This window comes from Neobacillus kokaensis (assembly GCF_014656545.1).
GTDB lineage: Bacteria > Bacillota > Bacilli > Bacillales > Cytobacillaceae > Neobacillus > Neobacillus kokaensis.
Map to the genome: position 1 here is coordinate 119,412 of NZ_BNDS01000012.1, position 16,698 is coordinate 136,109.

Here is a 16,698-nt window from a genome sequence, read left to right on the forward strand (position 1 = left end):
AAGAGGAAAAAGGTCTTCATAAAGCCGATGAAGGACATTTGACAGGTGCGAGAAGAGGAAAAAGGTCTTCATAAAGCCGATGAAGGACATTTGACAGGTGCGAGAAGAGGAAAAAGGTCTTCATAAGGCAGATGAAGGACATTTAATAAGTGCAGAAGAGAAAAATGGTCTTCATGAAGCCACTGAAGGACATTTAATAGGGTGCCAGAAGAGGAAAATGTCCTTCATGAGGCAGATTATAACGGTACCTGTCACGCCCTGGATTATATAATGTATGTTACTTCGGTTGATCGATAAGCGCTTGGCGATCTGCGGATTTAGGTGGTTCTTCTAACCATCCGTGTTTGATCAGGATATTTGCACCATCTTCCGCAAATAAGGCAATTTCCGCTGCAAGCCGAGTAAATGTGGCACTTAAATCCATTCTTTGACAAGTTCCGGCTGCCATACCGTAATTACCTATCCCTGCGGCATTCAAATAAGTTGTTTGAAACATCATCAATTTATCTGAAAAGGGAGCAACGGTACTATCTGTTACATGTGCATCCCAACTCATGGGGGCAGGAATGTCTTCGTTTATTAGAATTGAACTAAATTTTTTCATATGCTTTTTGGCAATTTCTTTTCCTCTTATAAAGAATTGTTTTACTTCCTCATTTTTACTGACTTGTGCAAATGCCATCATCATTGTTTTGCCCAAAGCATTTGTTTGAACGTTATTAAAAAGGTGTGTAATCTCAATGGCTGTTAAAGGCCTTTTATGTTGTCCTAGAAAATCAAATAAGAAACTTTGTTTTTCTACAAAGTCAACTTTTTTTAGTGTAGGTATTTGCGGCGGCCGGACATAAACACCCTTTGATAACATCACTTTTCTGGCCTTATCGTGTAGGTCGGAAACGGAAACAAGTAAATCTCTAAAAAATTGACTTACATCTGAACGAGCCGATAGACCAATTGCCATACTAACGCTTGCCATCGCAAGCATTTCCAGCTTTTGTATATACATAAGGATAAATGAGTCCGAATACAGTCTTGGTGCATCTACATTGACATCCCCATCCGTAAATCCTACTGGTATCGGGTGTTTTTCTTTGGAAAAAATCTCTGCGATAATTTTTATATCCTTTTGCGATATATTTATGGAATTTTCAATAAGCGGAAGGATGTCTTTATCCTCGCAAATATTTTGGAAATACTTCATTACACAAATATTTAAAGTATCGTTAATATATTGTGCCCAAAGAAACGCTAATTCCGAAGCAGTAAGTGGAATATCGTTTTCAGACATTACGTTTTTACCATTTAGACTTGTCATTTCCAAAATTCACCTTCCCCTTTTTACACACTATCCATATGTTTATGATGTAATAATTGACGACAATTCATACAAAAAAAGGAATGTTTTTTCTTTTATCATAAGAAAATTTGCATTGGTAAGTAGTTGTCCATTATTTGGGTAGCTTTTTTCATTAAGTGGTAGAGAGTGGCAGCATTCAAGTTAAGCTCCAATGAATGATTATAAAAGAATTATCCATGTATTTGCCTTTGTATGCTTTATGAAAATGAAAGAATCATATAAAATGTTGAAATGAAAGGAAAACCATTAATGGTTTTTTTTACAAAAATAATAGGTAATTTATAATGGACTAAAAGGATTGTTTTCAGGAATAAATCATATGGGGTAATCAAATGTCACGAAAACAAAAATATATATATTGGATAATAATGGTAATATTTTCCGCACTTCCTATCATGATAGATTATAGTTTGAAAGAAAAATATGAAAGATTTTCAGTGTTTATCTGGTCTCTATTTTTGGTACCCAATATTTTAATCATCATTATGCATCCTAAGTGGAAGATCATTATTGGGTCAGCGGCGTTTTTTAGCTTTTTAAAGTATTCAATCGTCATAAGTGATGGAGTCTTGAATGATAACCTTGAAAGGATCTTACTCATTGCAGGCTCATTCGTTAATGGTTCGATTCTTATAACGGTTAGTTATTTTCGTATAAGGTACAATAAAGTTTTAGAGGATTTTAAAAGACTTGCTGTCATTGATACATTAACTGGATTGTATAATCGTAGATATTTTGATTTATACATGGAGAAAATAATTCAAAAAAATATAAGTCCTTTAACTCTTATTATGTTAGATATTGATCATTTTAAATTGATCAATGACAATAACGGTCATCAGTGTGGTGATGAAGCGCTTAAACATATTTCGGAGATCATTAAAAGTAATGTGCGAAGTACGGATGTGTATGTCAGGTATGGTGGCGAAGAATTCGCCATTATTTTGCCAAATACAAATTTAGACGAAGGTAGAAAATTAGCAGAAAGTATTCGTAAATCAGTTGTAGAAGAGGGTTTTACCTATAAGGGAAAACATATCCATCTTAGTATAAGCATAGGAGCAGCTTTGTATAGTGGAGAGAATGTGGAGGATTGGATTGAGCAGGTAGATCAAGCATTATATAAAGCAAAGGAAAACGGGAGAAATCAAGTGGTTATTTTCGAACGGTAATAGCCTTTAAAATGCTCTATCCAAAATTTAGAATTCAAAGCAGGAAGGCAATGGACTTTTAAATAGTATTATGAAGATATTATATAAAAGTGGTGAATTTTGTCTAATCATATTGGATTTCCTAGGTGCTTACGTTATACTGAGAATAGTTTTAAGTACCTAAAAAAGTAAATTAATAGAAAAGTTGTTAATATACGCTATAAAATAAGCTAAATATATATTTGTATTAAATAAATGATAAAGGCAAATTCATTGAAAAATGAGGACGCAAAGCTACAGGGGCTAAGATCAATTGATTATGCCAGCCAGTTACCGATGCAGGATTTAAATGTGCCAATCGGTTATATGATTGGTTCTTTTTATTTTTTAATTTGGAATATGGTGGTGTAATGCGAGGATGGGACGAATATATGAAGCTTTACAAGTGGAGGAGGATTTCATAAAGGCGATGGAGCGAAAGGAATTCCGCCTTTATTATCAACCAAAGCTTGATTTAGTTTCAGGTAAAATTATTGGAGTTGAAGCACTGGTTCGATGGGAGCATCCAGAGAAGGGGCTGTTACCGCCGTTAGAATTTATCCCATTTGCAGAGAACTCAGGCTTGATTATCCCATTAGGAGAATGGATATTACGTACAGCCTGTTTACAAATTAAGGAATGGCAGGAATCAGGATATGTACATATGCTCATGTCTGTTAACCTATCGGCGCCGCAGCTCTATCAACCGGAATTTGCCGACAAAGTCCAGCAAATATTAACAGAAACAAAGCTTACACCTAAATTTCTTAATTTTGAAATTACGGAGGGAGTTATGCTTGATGCCTTCCAGGCTCCTAAAGTGATCAGAGAATTAAAAGGTCTGGGTGTGCAAATAAGTTTGGATGACTTTGGTACTGGATTTAATTCGTTTCACTATTTGCAGGAATTGCCGATAGACACTATAAAAATAGACCAATCCTTTGTACAGAATTGCTACACAGATTTGAATGATGGAACCATTGTTAAATCGATCATTGAAATGGCACATCAATTACAAATGAATATCGTAGCAGAAGGGATTTATTCCGCAGACCAATTAATCTTTTTACAGCAAAATCATTGCAATATTGGTCAAGGCTACTTATTCAGTAAGCCTCTCCCCCCGGATGAACTCATGAAACAGATTGATAATATTGAGCAAATAGTTATTCAAAAGGGGATTCCTCAAGAAGTATCTCATCAAAAGTTGTATAAAGAAATGATAGAAAGAACCCGCCAAGATTTACGTGATACGGTGAGATTGCAGCAAGGTGTAATTTTTAAATTTAAAAAAATAGATGGGAAGTTTATCCACACCTTAAGTGATGGCAAATTATTATATCGAATGGGAATTTCTCTAGAACATGTGATTGGGAAAGAGTTAAAAGATATCATTCCTTTTGCTGACGCAGTGAAAAAAGAGAGATATTATCAAAGAGCCTGGAATGGTGAACAGAATATTACCTTCGATGGAGAATTCAATGGGATTGCCTATCTTACCTCTTTAACTCCAATTAGAAGAGGGGGAGTAGTGACAGAAGTTATTGGATCAACTATTGACATTACGGAACAAAAGCAACTAACAGCATCTTTAAGGCTACGAGAATCCCAATATCGAATCATTACGGAAAATACCCAAGACCTCATAAGAGTAATCGATACAAATTATAGGTTGGAGTATGCTTCACCTTCTCACGAGTTAATTTTAGGATATCCACCAGAAGCATATGAAGGGCATTTAATCTTTGAGATGATGCATCCTGATGACCATCAACGAGTAGAAAATATATACGCTAATGCAATACAATCCAAGGCACCTATTGAAACAGAGATTCGATTAAAACATGTCAATGGATATTGGATTGATTTTGAATTGAAAGCTACGCCTGTATTAGATGAAAGCAATGAAGTCAAACAAATTGTTATTGTAGCACGTGATATCTCAGAGCGTAAGAAAACGGAACGGTTTATTCGAAAATCTGAGAAGCTTTCTATCGTTGGCCAGCTTGCAACAAGTGTCGCACATGAAATTAGAAATCCGCTTACTACTATTAAAGGATTTGTCCAATTATTGCAGAAGGAAATAGATAAGCCCATTTATCTCAACACAATGTTAGCTGAGATCAAAAAATTAGAGGAGACTGTAAGTGAATTCTTAAGCTTTGACAATACAAGAGCACCATCTTTAGTGGAAACGAATCTTACTTCTCTTTTTCAGCAAGTTCTACTAATTGTTAAGCCGCAGTTGAATATGAATAATATTGAAATCATATACGAAACTCAGTCTAATTTGCCAAGTATACATTGCGATCAAGCCCAAATCAAACAGGTTTTCATTCGAATTCTACAAAATGCAATCGAAGCCATGCCAGATGGCGGAACAATTAAGGTGCAAATCCTTTCTAAAGGTATGGACCATATCACAATTAGGTTTATAGACCAGGGAATTGGGATTTCAGAGGAGCGAATGAAAAGGATTGGGGAGCCTTTTTATAGTACAAAAGAAAAAGGAACGGGACTAGGCTTACTGATTACTCATAAAATTGTGGAAGAACATGGTGGCCGAATCGACATAAATAGTGTGTTGAATCAAGGAACAACAGTTGATGTTATGTTACCTGTTAATATATAGGAGCAAAAGCAATGGAGATTATGAGGTTTAACCATAATAGATTCTATAAGCGATTGCTGCTAGTGTTAAACCTTTCTATCTTATAATGATATCAATAGAGAGTGTCAGACCCCGATGTACTTGAAATGAATACCAAAAATGAAAAAGACACGACAAGTTTGAATTTAACTTGTCGTGTCTTTTCCTCTTAAACCTTGTGTGGGTGGTAATGAGGATTAGGGTTAATTACCTTTATAGAGTGGTTTGGGATCCATTCCTCTGTCCCGTGTTTCGTGTGGGTTTTTGAAAGAACCATTTATAGAAACCATATGCCAATAGTAATGTTAGCCACATGCTGCTCCAGCTATAAAACCAGTTCCATTGGATGTATTTGATATTATTTGTGTATTTTTTCAAAATAACTTCCCCTATGATTAATATGGTTGGGAAGGTAATGGAGTACAGGATTTTTGTCATGACTGGAGACTTTTTTGGGAAATATAAATTAAATAGTACGCTGATGATGGGAAAGACGATGAATTCAAAGGTAAAACTGGTTCTAAAGGCATAGCTGAACAAACGGGTTGGATATTCAATAAGCTTCAGTTCAACAACGATACCGCCAAGCAGCCATGTGAGTGATTGCATCAATAAGATGCTAACGCTCATTTCCCGAAGCTTGCTCTTGGGAACACCAAAAAAAAGCAGCCCAAGGGCTAGAATACAAGATCCTAATTCAATTATATACTCTATTTTCATTTAATAACCTCCACCTTTTGTTCCTAATTATTTCGACAAAAAGTGACTTTTTCCTTCTAAATCATACAAATTTCTACAAGTTTATTATTTAGTACACCCGGAATAGAATGGTTCGTTCATAGAATAACCCATACCAGGTCTCCCTAACTCAGACCATTAACTAAACGCCTGTCATTCCTCGTTCCTTTATGTATAATAGGGTAAAAAGGGGACAGGAGGGAGAGTTGAAAATTGAAACAGAAAAGATTTACATTTGTGATGCCCATTATGATAATCGTTATGGTTGTAGCACTTTGGATGCTTAATGAAGAATATTCAGAGGTACAACTAGGAATTAGAGTAATTATTGCAATTGGAGCAGCACTATTTTCGGGAGTCATATCCTATTTTCTTTTTCCAGAAAATGAAGAAAAGAAGCGGGGGTAAGGCACAATCTAACGTGCAGCTGTCACCGCTGACAGTTATCAAGAGGCAAGGAGCACTCGGTGCCAGGTACAGCGGTTTTAGTGCCTGACACCGGTTAAATTTTGGATTAGTCATCCGTTGCTATGAGGGCGCATGCACTGCTCAGATTAGATTTTTCCAATATTCTTTGGATCCCTAATGATTCCAGGCTGGCCGGGGATCCAATTGGCGGGGACTCCTTCTCCCATGCTTCTGCCATACTGGATTCCCTGAATGATTCTCATTATCTCGTACACATTTCGTCCTACTTCCGGCGGGTATAGCAGTTTGGCGGCAATTATTCCTTCCGGGTCGATGATAACGGTTGCTCTGAACGATGCCCCGATCTGCTGATTGAGAACCCTATAAGCCCGGCTGACCGCCTGCGTCCGGTCGCTTACCAGAGGGAATTGCACTTTGGAGACCGATGGGGAAATCTCCGCAAATACTTTATGGGCATACACACTGTCCGTACTAATTGCAAGAACCTCCGTATTCAGATACCTCAACTGATCATAAATAGCAGCGACCGCTGCCAGTTCTGTCGGTCAAACAAACGTGAAATCACTCGAATAAAAAATTAAAATCAGCCACTTTCCGCGATAACTCTCCACACTGACCTGTTTGATTTTCTTTTCCATATTGTCGTAAGCTTCAGCCGTAAATAAAGGCGCCGCCTCCGTAGGCAGGGCGCAAAAGGGGAGACGGGGATCTTCTAGTCTATTCTCGGGCATTGCCATTCCACCTCATTTCAGTTGCAAGTCATTCCATTTCTAGTGTATGTTCGGGTTTTTGTCCTATTGAGCCTATTGTGGTATGGGGGGATTTTATATTGTATTTTTGGCGATTCGCCGATAAATTTGTTGTTTTCGCCGATAAAATCAAAATATCGCCGATAAATGGTCTCGTTTCGCTGATAAATACGAAAAATTCGCCGATAAAATCATAGAATTTATTTTTAAAAGTGCTTTAAATAAGTACTTGTGTTGAATTTTAAAAATGCTATTAATAAAAAAGAGCCAAAATACGCAAGTAATACATAAAAGCTTGCATATTTTAGCTCTTTAATTTTATTCCTTAGTGAATTAAAGTATAAAGTCGTTATACATTAATTCTCCATAAAGTTACTGCTGCGCTATCTGAATAAGGTTCCCGCATGTATCGTCGAAGACCGCTATTGTGACTGGGCCCATTTTTGTCGGCTCCATCGTAAACCTCACGCCATTTTCCAATAATCTTTCGTACTCTTTTTGAATATCTGCAACGCCAAACATGGTTGCTGGGATGCCATCGGCGAATATCTTTTTTTGAAACTCCTTTGCGGCAGGATGCTCATTCGGTTCGAGTAAAAGCTCGGTACCCTCAAGAGCATCGGGAGAAACAAGCGTAATCCATCTATGTTTTCCCATAGGAATGTCATGCTTTTTTACAAATCCGAGTTTTTCTGAATAAAATTCCAGTGCCTTGTCTTGGTCTTGTACGAATAAACTGGTTACAATGATTTTCATTATGTTGTGCCTCCTTTGATTTTACACGTGGGTGCTTTGCTAACAATCTGCCTCTAGGAGAAATACTTTGAATAAAATTATTCTATCCATCCTTTTAGCAAATTTTTAAGTGGTTCGTTGTTAAATATAACTACTCGATATTTTCCCTTTCGCTCTGATTTTAAGAGCCCAGCATCTTCCAGTACAGAAAGATGTTTAGCTATCGCCTGCCGAGTGATGGAAAGGTCGTGCTTCGTAATGAGGCGTACCGTAAGTTCATACATCGTTTGCTCGGTGCGTTCAGAAAGTTCGTCTAATATTAAGCGCCGAGTCGAGTCGCCAAGTGCTTTAAATATCGCATCTCTGTCCCAATTCATATGTCGAGTATAAGCAACTCTTCGGTTGCTTGTCAAGTGTAGGGCAACTCTATGGTTGCGTGATAAAGGAACAGTATTTAAAGTCGTAAATTGTACATTTTCAGGAAAAACATGGACATACTAGACCATCAACTTTTGGAGGGTAAAACAGTAAAAGTCCTATATTATGAAGGACAAAACAAACAAATGAAGTTTTTCAAAGTAAGACTACTGAAGTAGAGAGAATTAAGACTGCGGCTCATTATAAGATGATTCCCCCGCTATTATAATGAATAGAGCAAGAATGGTAAGGCACTTTTTGTAAAGGACATGTTTATAAAAGGGTGCACAAATAATGATTAAAATAAAATACAATACAATAGAGCAACTTGGGGGTTTGGGGAATGGAAAAAATCGGACCAAAAGGTATGAAGTGGCTGAAGATTATCCACGTTTTTCTTGTAGTATTATTTTTCGGAGGTATTTTAAGTTCCTTGGCTTTAAATCTTCATATTGATTTCACAAAGTATGATGAATCCTATCTTGGCTATAAAAACATTATCATAATTAGTGATAATATTGTCAGATGGGGGGCAATTGGCACTTTATTAGTGGGATTCACATACGGATTTTTTACTAACTGGGGGTTTTTCAAGCATAGATGGGTTGGTGTTAAATTCGTTCTATACATTATACAAACAGTCGTTGGAATTTTTGTTGTAGACAAACTAATGGTAGGAAATATGGAATTGTTGGAAACTCAAAAAGAAATGGCATTAAGTAATCCAATCTTTATTCAAAATCACGAGATAAGACAATATGCGGTTTACTTTCAAGTTATTGTTACAATTTTCATATTTATTATTTCGTTTTTAAAACCTTGGAAGAAGAAAAAACTTCATTCAAAACAAAGTTAATTTTTATTGCTAATTGCAATTAGAATAAGCGTGGTTATTAATAACGGGTTTACCTTAGAGGTGCAAACATTATAAAACACATAGCAAAACGCACTTGAATTCACAATAAAATTCACAGTGAGTTTTTTATTGATTTATCAACATTTGGGGGGATTTTTATTGCTTATCGTTTCCCTAATTCACATAGTAAGTCACAAGGTATGAAATAATTATTGGAGGGTATGTGAAAATTATGTGATTTAGTATTTGGATTATAGTCGAGTAGCAAGTGGATTTAAAATAAACGGAGATTTTCCGGTTAAATGAAGAATGGAGCTTGTTTCGGGGCAAATAAGCGGAGATTTTCCGATTAAGCAAAGGGAAATTACCGATTTTTACGTTTTTCGGGTCAATAGTCGGAAATTTTCCGTCTATTTAAGCTATTTTTAATCATATTTTCTAAATAAGCGGAATTACTCCGTTTATTTATCAAACTCGCTTTAGCATCTTATAAACTTGTGAAACTTACCAGTGGTTCCGTGAAAAAATTTAAAAAAGGCTTAGAGATATTTGCATCTATAAGCCTTTTTGACTGTGAAATATACTGTGAATTAACCTGTGAAGTTTATGTGATTTGCTATTTGCTATTTGCTATTTGCTTCGGTCTGCGATTTACCGTTTTGCACCTCACAAGTAAAAGCGTGGTTAAATTAACCACGCTTTTTCGTGTTTTGTCTACCAATTGCAATGATAGCTCCTTATAGGGTTTCCCTTTTGCACCTCAAAACGGAACGGAGTGCTTTTTTATTTGCCTTTTTAACCGAGTTTACTGGAGCGAAATTTAAACTGCCGATTTTAACAAGCCTATTTTAAAAAAATGAATCGATTTGATAATTCAATAATAATATATCTAATAAGGGTAAAAATTTATTGAAATACGATAAATTTTATCTTATAATCAATTTAAAATTTGTGAGGTGCTTTTAATGGGTCGAGGATCAACATTCTTTTTAAAAGGATCATATAATGCAAATTTAGTACATTGTCATATTGAAAAGGAAAGATTTCTTTTTCCATGTAAGGGGAGTTACTTATGAATTTATCTATTCAACAGGATTCTCAGAAAAAAACTTTGAAGGCACAAATCATAACAGCTCTAAAACAATTAGTTCATTTTGGCTGGGAGCAGGCTTTATCCTGTTTGTTTCCTGTCGTTATTTTTGCTTCTTTAGCTTTGACACAAATTATTCCGCTTCCTTTCCTGCCGCGATATGATTGGCTGCTCATCATCTGCCTTCTCATGCAGTGGTGGATGGTGCGTTCTGGGCTTGAAACAAGAGATGAACTAAAGGTCATCACACTGTTTCACCTAATCGGGCTTGCTCTTGAAATTTTCAAGACACATATGGGCTCCTGGTCTTATCCAGAGGAAGGATATGTGAAAGTTTTGGGAGTGCCTTTGTATAGCGGATTCATGTATGCAAGTGTGGCGAGTTATCTATGTCAGGCATGGAGAAGGCTTAAGGTTGAACTGATCAAGTGGCCGCCGTTTTTGGTCGTTGTCCCTCTTGCAGCTGCAATTTATTTGAACTTTTTCACCCATCATTATTGGATGGACGTCCGCCTTTGGTTATCCGCACTTGTCATAATGGTTTTTTGGAAATCATGGGTCACATATGAGGTTGATGGAACTCGTTACCGTATGCCGCTGGCACTTTCTTTTGTGCTCATCGGATTTTTTATATGGATAGCTGAAAATATTGCAACGTTTTTTGGAGCATGGGAATATCCAGATCAAACCGATGCATGGAGCCTCGTGCATCTAGGGAAGGTGAGTTCTTGGGTCTTATTAGTGATTGTTAGCTTTCTTATAGTGGCGACGTTAAAGCAGGTTAAGGGGAAAAATTGCTCAAGGTAAGTGGCTGGTCCATTTTTATCCGACAAGGAGTGTTTGAAATGATAAAAAATAGTAGTCTTATAACGGAGAAAGTTAAAGACTTTTCCTTACAAAATATAGAAAATATCCATGGCTTCTTTATGAACTTTCAAAATAGATATTCTGGTGACAATTGTTTACTCGACGTAGAATTTATTATTAAGGATAAAGAAAAACAGTGGATTTCCTGCTTTCGCTTCTACAACCCTAATCGAATCCATTTTGAAAGCGGGGGTATTTATCATCAGCTGTCACTTCAGATTTATGATATAAGTGATAGAGGATGGGAAAATAAGAAATATGAAGTGATAGACTACGAGGATGATACTTTACACTTTTATTGTACAGACATTGAAGTTATTTCTGTAAGAGAAATTCTATAAGGAAATTTTTTATGGTAATTTAACTTATAATCACCCGGAATGGTTAAAGGGTTAACAGCATTTGTTCCAGTTTCTTTTTCATCTCAGAGGTGGGTTTTGTCCCAGCCTCTTTTTTTTGATGGCTGTGTTAAAGGTCATGGTTGATTTTTTAACTCTGTTGATTGGAGCAGAAGGCGCGAAGACTCCTCGAAAATGCTGACGAATTTCCTTCGTGCGTGGACGAGTTCAAGGATGTAATTCAATGTCCTGCGGGAGTACGGGGCAGGGGAGACTCGCCGGCACGCCCGCGGAAAGCGAAGCGTCTGTAGCGTAAATCAACAGCCAAGTTTAACACAGCCTTTTTGATAAAAATTTTATAAATCTATCAAACCATTTGTCGAAATACTCCGTTTACTAAAGTGAAAGATAAAAACATAAAAATGTGAGGTGCAGACGGATGATTAAAAAAAGATTTAGAAGTGTTATTTTTACAGCCTTTCTGGTTCTGATCATGTTGCCTGCAGCAGTTTTTGCTGCTGGTAATGAGAAAAAGGGGAATGAAGCAAATACTGGTTTTGACAGCCATATTACGAATAATTCTCTAGCCATAAGCCCTGATGAAAAGACAGCCATTGTTTCGGATAGCAGGGAGTCGACCCTATTTGTCTATGATTTAGGTAAAGGTAAATTGCGTAAAACAATCGATGGCTTTGTTACACCACGAAATATTGTATTCATTAACAACGGAACACAGTTTGTTGTCTCAGACAGCACACTCGGCACATTGCGGTTTATTAATACAAAAACATTAAAGCTTGAGGATGAGATAGTAGTTGGACCAGGTGCATTTGGAACAGCAGTAAGCCCTAATCAGCGTACTATGTATGTGAATAATCAAGCACATAGTACTGTCACGGTTGTGGACCTTGAAAAACGTAAGCCAGTTGAGGTAATCACAGGATTTGCACAGCCGCGTCAGGGAATTGCTGTCTCAAAGGACGGGAAGAGCGTATTTGTAACAAATTTTGAAGGGGATAAGGTATCTGTTATTGATGCTGCTGCTAATGACATTGTCCGCGAAATTACCGGCTTTTCGAAAATCCGCGCGATATCCGTTAGTGCTGATGGAAGCAAGTTGTATGCGGCAAACAGCGGACGTAACAGTATTTCTGTTGTAGATCTCTCTAAAGGAGAAATTATGGATGAGATAGCTGTTGGCCAGGAGCCCTACGGTGCAGCCCTTTCACCAGATGGCAAGTGGCTTTTCGCCAGCAACAAGGCAGATAACACGTTGAATGTTATCACGGCTTCGGATAACAAGGTAATTGGAACGATCAAAGGCTTCTTGGAGCCGAGGCAAGCCATTGTTTTCAGCTCTGACTCAGCCCGTGCTTATGTCCTTAATCGTGATTTATCCATTTCCCTTGTTGATGTGAAGAGTCAAACGATTATAGATACCATTAACGATGGAAGTCCCAATAAATTGCAGGTGTTACAGTCAGAAGAGGTTGGAAAATACTTGGCGGATCAGAATGGTATGACATTGTATTATTTTAAAAAGGATACACCAGGGGTGAGCAATTGCTCAGGTGAATGCTTAAAAATTTGGCCGCCGTTTTATGCTGATTCTATAAAAGCTCCTGCTGGTTTCCATAAAAATGATTTTAACACCATAATAAGAGAAGATGGCCAGAGGCAGACAACCTATAAAGGGTACCCGCTCTATTATTTTGTCAATGATCAGCAGCCAGGTGATATAAAAGGACAGGGTGTAAAGGATGTGTGGTTTGTTGTTAATAAACATTTCCTGCAGGAAAAGGAATAGGTCATTGGTTGATTTGGAAGCAAGTATAAGAGAATTTCGATATCTCATAAAAAATTTTCCTAAGATCTTTTGCTAGGTTTAATGAAGGATTCAAAGGGTATAACATAGCGAGGGATACGGTTAAGGGAGATTTACAGGATTAAGTTAAATATTTTTATAGTATCCTTCCATTGAGAAATACAATGGAAGGATATTTATATTAGCGATTATTGGTACACTAAAGGAGCGTTGTTCCATTAAGTTTTTGGAAGTGTTAGCTTTTATTTATTATGTCCAATAACGGTCCTACTACTTCCATCGGGTCTTTTTCGCCATTGGGATTTGCTTCTGAAACAACATTGGTCGGGTCAAATAAATGAACTTCAATATTATTGCCCTTTTCCTCCTCCGCTACCGTTTTCATAAGTGATTCAACCCCTGCTTTGCCGGCCGAATATGCGCTAAATCCTTTTACATAAAAATGGGCCATGGCCGAGGTCACAGAAATAATTTTTCCATTTCCGCTATTCCTAAGTGCTGGAAGAAAGGCTTTTGTCATTAAAAATTGGCTTGTGAGGTTTTTGTCAATCACTTGATTCCATTGATCTAACGTCATATCCTCAATCTGCCCCATGGCAGGAACACCGCCAACGTTGTTCACAAGTATATCTAATCGTCCAGTTTGCTGCAGCAATTTGTTCCGTAGAGCATTGATCTCTCGCTCATCCGTCACATCTGCTGGAATAACAATGACTTTGCTGCATCCAATTTCGTCTTCAACCTCTCGTAATTTCCCCTCGCTTCGTCCATTTAAAACGACTGTTAATCCTTCGTTTGCAAAAGCCTTTGCGATTGCCCGACCTAAACCGGTTCCTGCTCCGGTTACAAGTGCTACTCTGTTTGCCATATTGATGCTCACCCTTTACTTTTTTTTGTGGATCAAGAAACAGCGTGTAAACATTTATGTAGCTTTTCATAGTAGTTTATCGTTTTACTAACCGAATTGTTGAGCTTACATCTAGATGTATATGAATGGAAATAAAGCTTTAGTATTCCTAGATTCTTTTCGCTATTTACCGATTATGTTCTTAAAAGATAAGGCGGCAATTTTTATTATGTAACCATGAAATAGTAAGCTGCTTACTATTCTACTATTTTTAACTGAAGGATAAATTTCTTAGTTCTAGTTAGGGAACGGGGACAGGAGCTGTGTCCTTTTGTTATTATTGGAATAACTGGTACAAAGGTCCATACTAAGAATGAGACAATGAGCCTGTCCCCCCGTTCTTGACTAAAGACAGAACTTACCGCACACTATTTGTTGAACAAAAAACATTGTCATTATAGGAGTTAGACTTATGCAGATACATAATGTGATTGCGATTCTTGTTGCGCTTATTACGATCTTAAATATATTATTTGCTATTGTGGTTATTTTTGTGGAGCGAAGAGACGTCAGCTCGACTTGGGCCTGGCTGATGGTCCTTTTTTTTCTCCCGATTCTAGGCTTTTTTATCTACATCTTTTTAGGACGGCAGTTGAAGCAAAGGAATTTTTATCAGCTTTCAAAGGGAGAGAGAACTTTTCTAAATGAAGCTGTAAACATACAGCTTGAGCAGTTGGCCCAGTCTGATTTTAACGAAAAGCCGTTGCTCAAGAAGCATGCGGATTTAATTACAATGAACATGAGGTCATCGAACGCCTTACTGACGGACGATAATGAGGTCATTATTTTTCAGCATGGAAGAGATAAATTCGAGTCGTTATTCGCAGATATTCAGAATGCCAAGAAGGAGATTAATCTCGAGTATTACATCATTCAGCGTGATTCTCTGGGGAAGAGGCTGCGGGATGAACTGACAAAGAAAGCAAAGGAAGGTGTCCGGGTTCGAGTTCTCTATGATGAAGTGGGCTCAAGAAGGATGGATCGTTCTTTTTTTAAGGAGCTGATAGACAGCGGCGGCGAGGTAGAGGTATTTTTTCCTTCGTTTCTAAAATTGGTTAATTTCCGATTTAATACACGTAACCACCGGAAGCTTTGTATCATTGATGGAGAAATGGCTTATATTGGCGGGTTCAATATTGGGAATGAATATTTAGGACTGGATAAGAAATTTGGAAATTGGCGTGATACCCATCTGAAAATTACCGGAGATGCGGTGACACATATTCAAGGCCGATTTGTATTGGATTGGAAACAAGCCACAAAGCAAGAAATCATTGATTATGAGGCGTATTCCATCTCGGAAGAGCGGCATAACGGGAGCAGCGCGATCCAGATGATTTCAAGCGGCCCGAACTCCATGACCGAGCATTTAAAAAATATGTACTTGAAGCTGATTATGTCGGCCAAAAAGAGTGTGTATATTCAAACACCTTATTTTGTCCCGGACTCAAGCTTTATGGACGTCTGTAAAATGGCCCTGCTTTCCGGAGTGGATGTGCGGATTATGATTCCGAATAAGCCCGATCATCCTTTTGTCCGTTGGGCGAACCTTGCTTATGCGGGTGAACTGCTGCCTTACGGTGCCAAAATTTTGTTATATGAGAATGGGTTTTTGCATGCGAAAACAATTGTGGTGGACCATGAAGTGGCCTCTGTCGGCACAACCAATATTGATCTCCGCAGCTTCAGGCTTAACTTCGAAGTGAATGCCCTGATTTATGACGAGGAAATTGCCAGGAATCTCCGTGATTTGTTCTTAGCAGATAGTCAAGTTAGTGTGGAACTGACTTTGGAAGAGTATAAAAAACGATCCGGGATGGTCCGATTTAAAGAATCCATTTCCCGTCTGCTTTCTCCAATTTTATAGGTACCTGTGGCGGCACCGCCCGAATTATCATGGAAACATTTCTTGAAATACTACAGAAGATTTGAAGGTCATTAAGCGGGAAATCGCTGCTTTTCACTTTCGGAAAAACATATTAGAAAATAAGAAAGCCACCCTGCCGTAGAAAGGCACACAAGGGTGGTTTTCACAAATAACCAGTTCTGACAACCACCACCCTTACGGTAGAGCGCCACTTTTGAATGGGATGTCTCTTTTTAGCACCTGTCATGCTCATTTTTCGCCTTTCAAGTACTCTTCTTTTTTCCTCGCCCAGTTCATAATGGCTTTAAATACTTCTACGAAATCATACCCGGGAGGAGTCAGTTCGTACTCCACTTTTTTCGGGGCATCTGCAATGACATGCTTCTTCAGCAAACCTTCTAGCTCCAAATCCTTCAACCGCTCCGTTAGCAGCCTGTCCGAAATCCCATCAATCGCATGTAGCAATTCATAATAGCGCTTCGGCCCCTCTAATAGTTGATAAATAATCATCCCCGTCCAGCGTTTTCCGATAAATTCAATTGCGAGCCGGTACGAATCGCACGATGATTCACTGATTGGCTCACACTCTTTCGCCTTCCTAGTCATTCGCTGCAACCCCTTTTCAACTTTCATTAATCATACTATATCATAAAACACTTGACATATTGAACTTACTAAAAGTA

The 16,698-nt window shown here is 37.8% G+C and carries 15 protein-coding genes, 1 pseudogene and 1 riboswitch; of the genes and pseudogenes, 9 read left to right on the forward strand and 7 right to left on the reverse strand.

Translation table 11 applies throughout. The annotated features are described in order from the left end of the window. Positions 1–277: 277 nt before the first annotated feature. Positions 278–1,315 carry a DUF3231 family protein gene (locus IE222_RS15075; protein WP_191274178.1) on the reverse strand — a complete coding sequence of 346 codons (1,038 nt, stop codon included), beginning with the start codon at positions 1,313–1,315 and terminating at the stop codon, positions 278–280. 374 nt (positions 1,316–1,689) lie between these two features. Here IE222_RS15075 and IE222_RS15080 point away from each other — a divergent pair, with 374 nt between their 5' ends. Together IE222_RS15080 and IE222_RS15085 are read left to right on the forward strand one after the other, a co-directional pair. Continuing rightward, on the forward strand, positions 1,690–2,529 hold the full coding sequence (locus tag IE222_RS15080) for a GGDEF domain-containing protein (RefSeq protein ID WP_191274180.1): 840 nt from the start codon (positions 1,690–1,692) through the stop codon (positions 2,527–2,529). A 232-nt stretch (positions 2,530–2,761) separates the two neighbouring features. After that, positions 2,762–2,846, forward strand: a riboswitch (cyclic di-GMP riboswitch). Positions 2,847–2,926: 80 nt separating this feature from the next. After that, the gene (locus tag IE222_RS15085) at positions 2,927–5,179 is read left to right on the forward strand and encodes an EAL domain-containing protein (protein ID WP_191274182.1); all 2,253 of its coding nucleotides are present in this window, start codon (positions 2,927–2,929) and stop codon (positions 5,177–5,179) included. Between the two features lie 231 nt (positions 5,180–5,410). Here IE222_RS15085 and IE222_RS15090 read toward each other — a convergent pair whose 3' ends face one another. Beyond that, a complete protein-coding gene (locus IE222_RS15090) occupies positions 5,411–5,917 on the reverse strand; it encodes a CBO0543 family protein (protein WP_191274183.1) in 507 nt (168 codons plus the stop codon). A 231-nt stretch (positions 5,918–6,148) separates the two neighbouring features. On the opposite strand from IE222_RS15090, the gene IE222_RS15095 reads away from it, so the two are divergent. Then, positions 6,149–6,343 (forward strand): histidine kinase, encoded by a 195-nt coding sequence (locus tag IE222_RS15095; protein ID WP_223282723.1) that lies wholly within the window; start codon positions 6,149–6,151, stop codon positions 6,341–6,343. Positions 6,344–6,489: 146 nt separating this feature from the next. Here the strand turns inward: IE222_RS15095 and IE222_RS15100 are convergent, their stop codons facing one another. From IE222_RS15100 to IE222_RS15115, 3 genes are all read right to left on the reverse strand, one after another. Then, positions 6,490–7,095 (reverse strand): peroxiredoxin, encoded by a 606-nt coding sequence (locus IE222_RS15100; RefSeq protein ID WP_223282727.1) that lies wholly within the window; start codon positions 7,093–7,095, stop codon positions 6,490–6,492. A gap of 390 nt (positions 7,096–7,485) precedes the next feature. Further along, positions 7,486–7,869 (reverse strand): VOC family protein, encoded by a 384-nt coding sequence (locus tag IE222_RS15110; protein WP_191274187.1) that lies wholly within the window; start codon positions 7,867–7,869, stop codon positions 7,486–7,488. A 77-nt stretch (positions 7,870–7,946) separates the two neighbouring features. After that, complete coding sequence (locus IE222_RS15115) at positions 7,947–8,225, reverse strand: ArsR/SmtB family transcription factor (RefSeq protein ID WP_191274189.1); 279 nt, start codon at positions 8,223–8,225, stop codon at positions 7,947–7,949. Positions 8,226–8,608: 383 nt separating this feature from the next. On the opposite strand from IE222_RS15115, the gene IE222_RS15120 reads away from it, so the two are divergent. The 5 genes and pseudogenes from IE222_RS15120 to IE222_RS26940 all read left to right on the forward strand — a co-directional run bounded on the left by IE222_RS15120 (position 8,609) and on the right by IE222_RS26940 (position 13,223). After that, positions 8,609–9,121 (forward strand): DUF2269 family protein, encoded by a 513-nt coding sequence (locus tag IE222_RS15120; protein WP_191274191.1) that lies wholly within the window; start codon positions 8,609–8,611, stop codon positions 9,119–9,121. Positions 9,122–10,247: 1,126 nt separating this feature from the next. Further along, positions 10,248–11,018 carry a DUF817 domain-containing protein gene (locus IE222_RS15125; protein ID WP_191274236.1) on the forward strand — a complete coding sequence of 257 codons (771 nt, stop codon included), beginning with the start codon at positions 10,248–10,250 and terminating at the stop codon, positions 11,016–11,018. 38 nt (positions 11,019–11,056) lie between these two features. Beyond that, positions 11,057–11,419: a PIM8 family immunity protein gene (locus tag IE222_RS15130; RefSeq protein WP_191274192.1), complete on the forward strand. Its 363-nt coding sequence runs from the start codon at positions 11,057–11,059 to the stop codon at positions 11,417–11,419. An 859-nt stretch (positions 11,420–12,278) separates the two neighbouring features. Then, positions 12,279–12,695, forward strand: a pseudogene (locus IE222_RS26935) (YncE family protein); the annotation flags it as partial. 135 nt (positions 12,696–12,830) lie between these two features. Next, positions 12,831–13,223 carry a COG4315 family predicted lipoprotein gene (locus tag IE222_RS26940; protein ID WP_223282728.1) on the forward strand — a complete coding sequence of 131 codons (393 nt, stop codon included), beginning with the start codon at positions 12,831–12,833 and terminating at the stop codon, positions 13,221–13,223. A 253-nt stretch (positions 13,224–13,476) separates the two neighbouring features. On the opposite strand, the gene IE222_RS15140 is transcribed toward IE222_RS26940, so the two are convergent. Then, positions 13,477–14,109 carry an SDR family NAD(P)-dependent oxidoreductase gene (locus IE222_RS15140; protein WP_191274196.1) on the reverse strand — a complete coding sequence of 211 codons (633 nt, stop codon included), beginning with the start codon at positions 14,107–14,109 and terminating at the stop codon, positions 13,477–13,479. 451 nt (positions 14,110–14,560) lie between these two features. On the opposite strand from IE222_RS15140, the gene cls reads away from it, so the two are divergent. Further along, complete coding sequence (gene cls, locus IE222_RS15145; protein WP_191274198.1) at positions 14,561–16,015, forward strand: cardiolipin synthase; 1,455 nt, start codon at positions 14,561–14,563, stop codon at positions 16,013–16,015. Between the two features lie 249 nt (positions 16,016–16,264). On the opposite strand, the gene IE222_RS15150 is transcribed toward cls, so the two are convergent. Continuing rightward, a complete protein-coding gene (locus tag IE222_RS15150; RefSeq protein WP_191274200.1) occupies positions 16,265–16,621 on the reverse strand; it encodes a winged helix-turn-helix transcriptional regulator in 357 nt (118 codons plus the stop codon). Between the last annotated feature and the right edge of the window lie 77 nt (positions 16,622–16,698).

Coding starts and splice junctions, on each gene's coding strand:
- IE222_RS15075 (WP_191274178.1), bottom strand. CDS start 1,315: ATGACAAGTCTAAATGGTAAAAACGTAATGTCTGAAAACGATATTCCA.
- IE222_RS15080 (WP_191274180.1), top strand. CDS start 1,690: ATGTCACGAAAACAAAAATATATATATTGGATAATAATGGTAATATTT.
- IE222_RS15085 (WP_191274182.1), top strand. CDS start 2,927: ATGGGACGAATATATGAAGCTTTACAAGTGGAGGAGGATTTCATAAAG.
- IE222_RS15090 (WP_191274183.1), bottom strand. CDS start 5,917: ATGAAAATAGAGTATATAATTGAATTAGGATCTTGTATTCTAGCCCTT.
- IE222_RS15110 (WP_191274187.1), bottom strand. CDS start 7,869: ATGAAAATCATTGTAACCAGTTTATTCGTACAAGACCAAGACAAGGCA.
- IE222_RS15115 (WP_191274189.1), bottom strand. CDS start 8,225: ATGAATTGGGACAGAGATGCGATATTTAAAGCACTTGGCGACTCGACT.
- IE222_RS15120 (WP_191274191.1), top strand. CDS start 8,609: ATGGAAAAAATCGGACCAAAAGGTATGAAGTGGCTGAAGATTATCCAC.
- IE222_RS15130 (WP_191274192.1), top strand. CDS start 11,057: ATGATAAAAAATAGTAGTCTTATAACGGAGAAAGTTAAAGACTTTTCC.
- IE222_RS15140 (WP_191274196.1), bottom strand. CDS start 14,109: ATGGCAAACAGAGTAGCACTTGTAACCGGAGCAGGAACCGGTTTAGGT.
- cls (WP_191274198.1), top strand. CDS start 14,561: ATGCAGATACATAATGTGATTGCGATTCTTGTTGCGCTTATTACGATC.
- IE222_RS15150 (WP_191274200.1), bottom strand. CDS start 16,621: ATGACTAGGAAGGCGAAAGAGTGTGAGCCAATCAGTGAATCATCGTGC.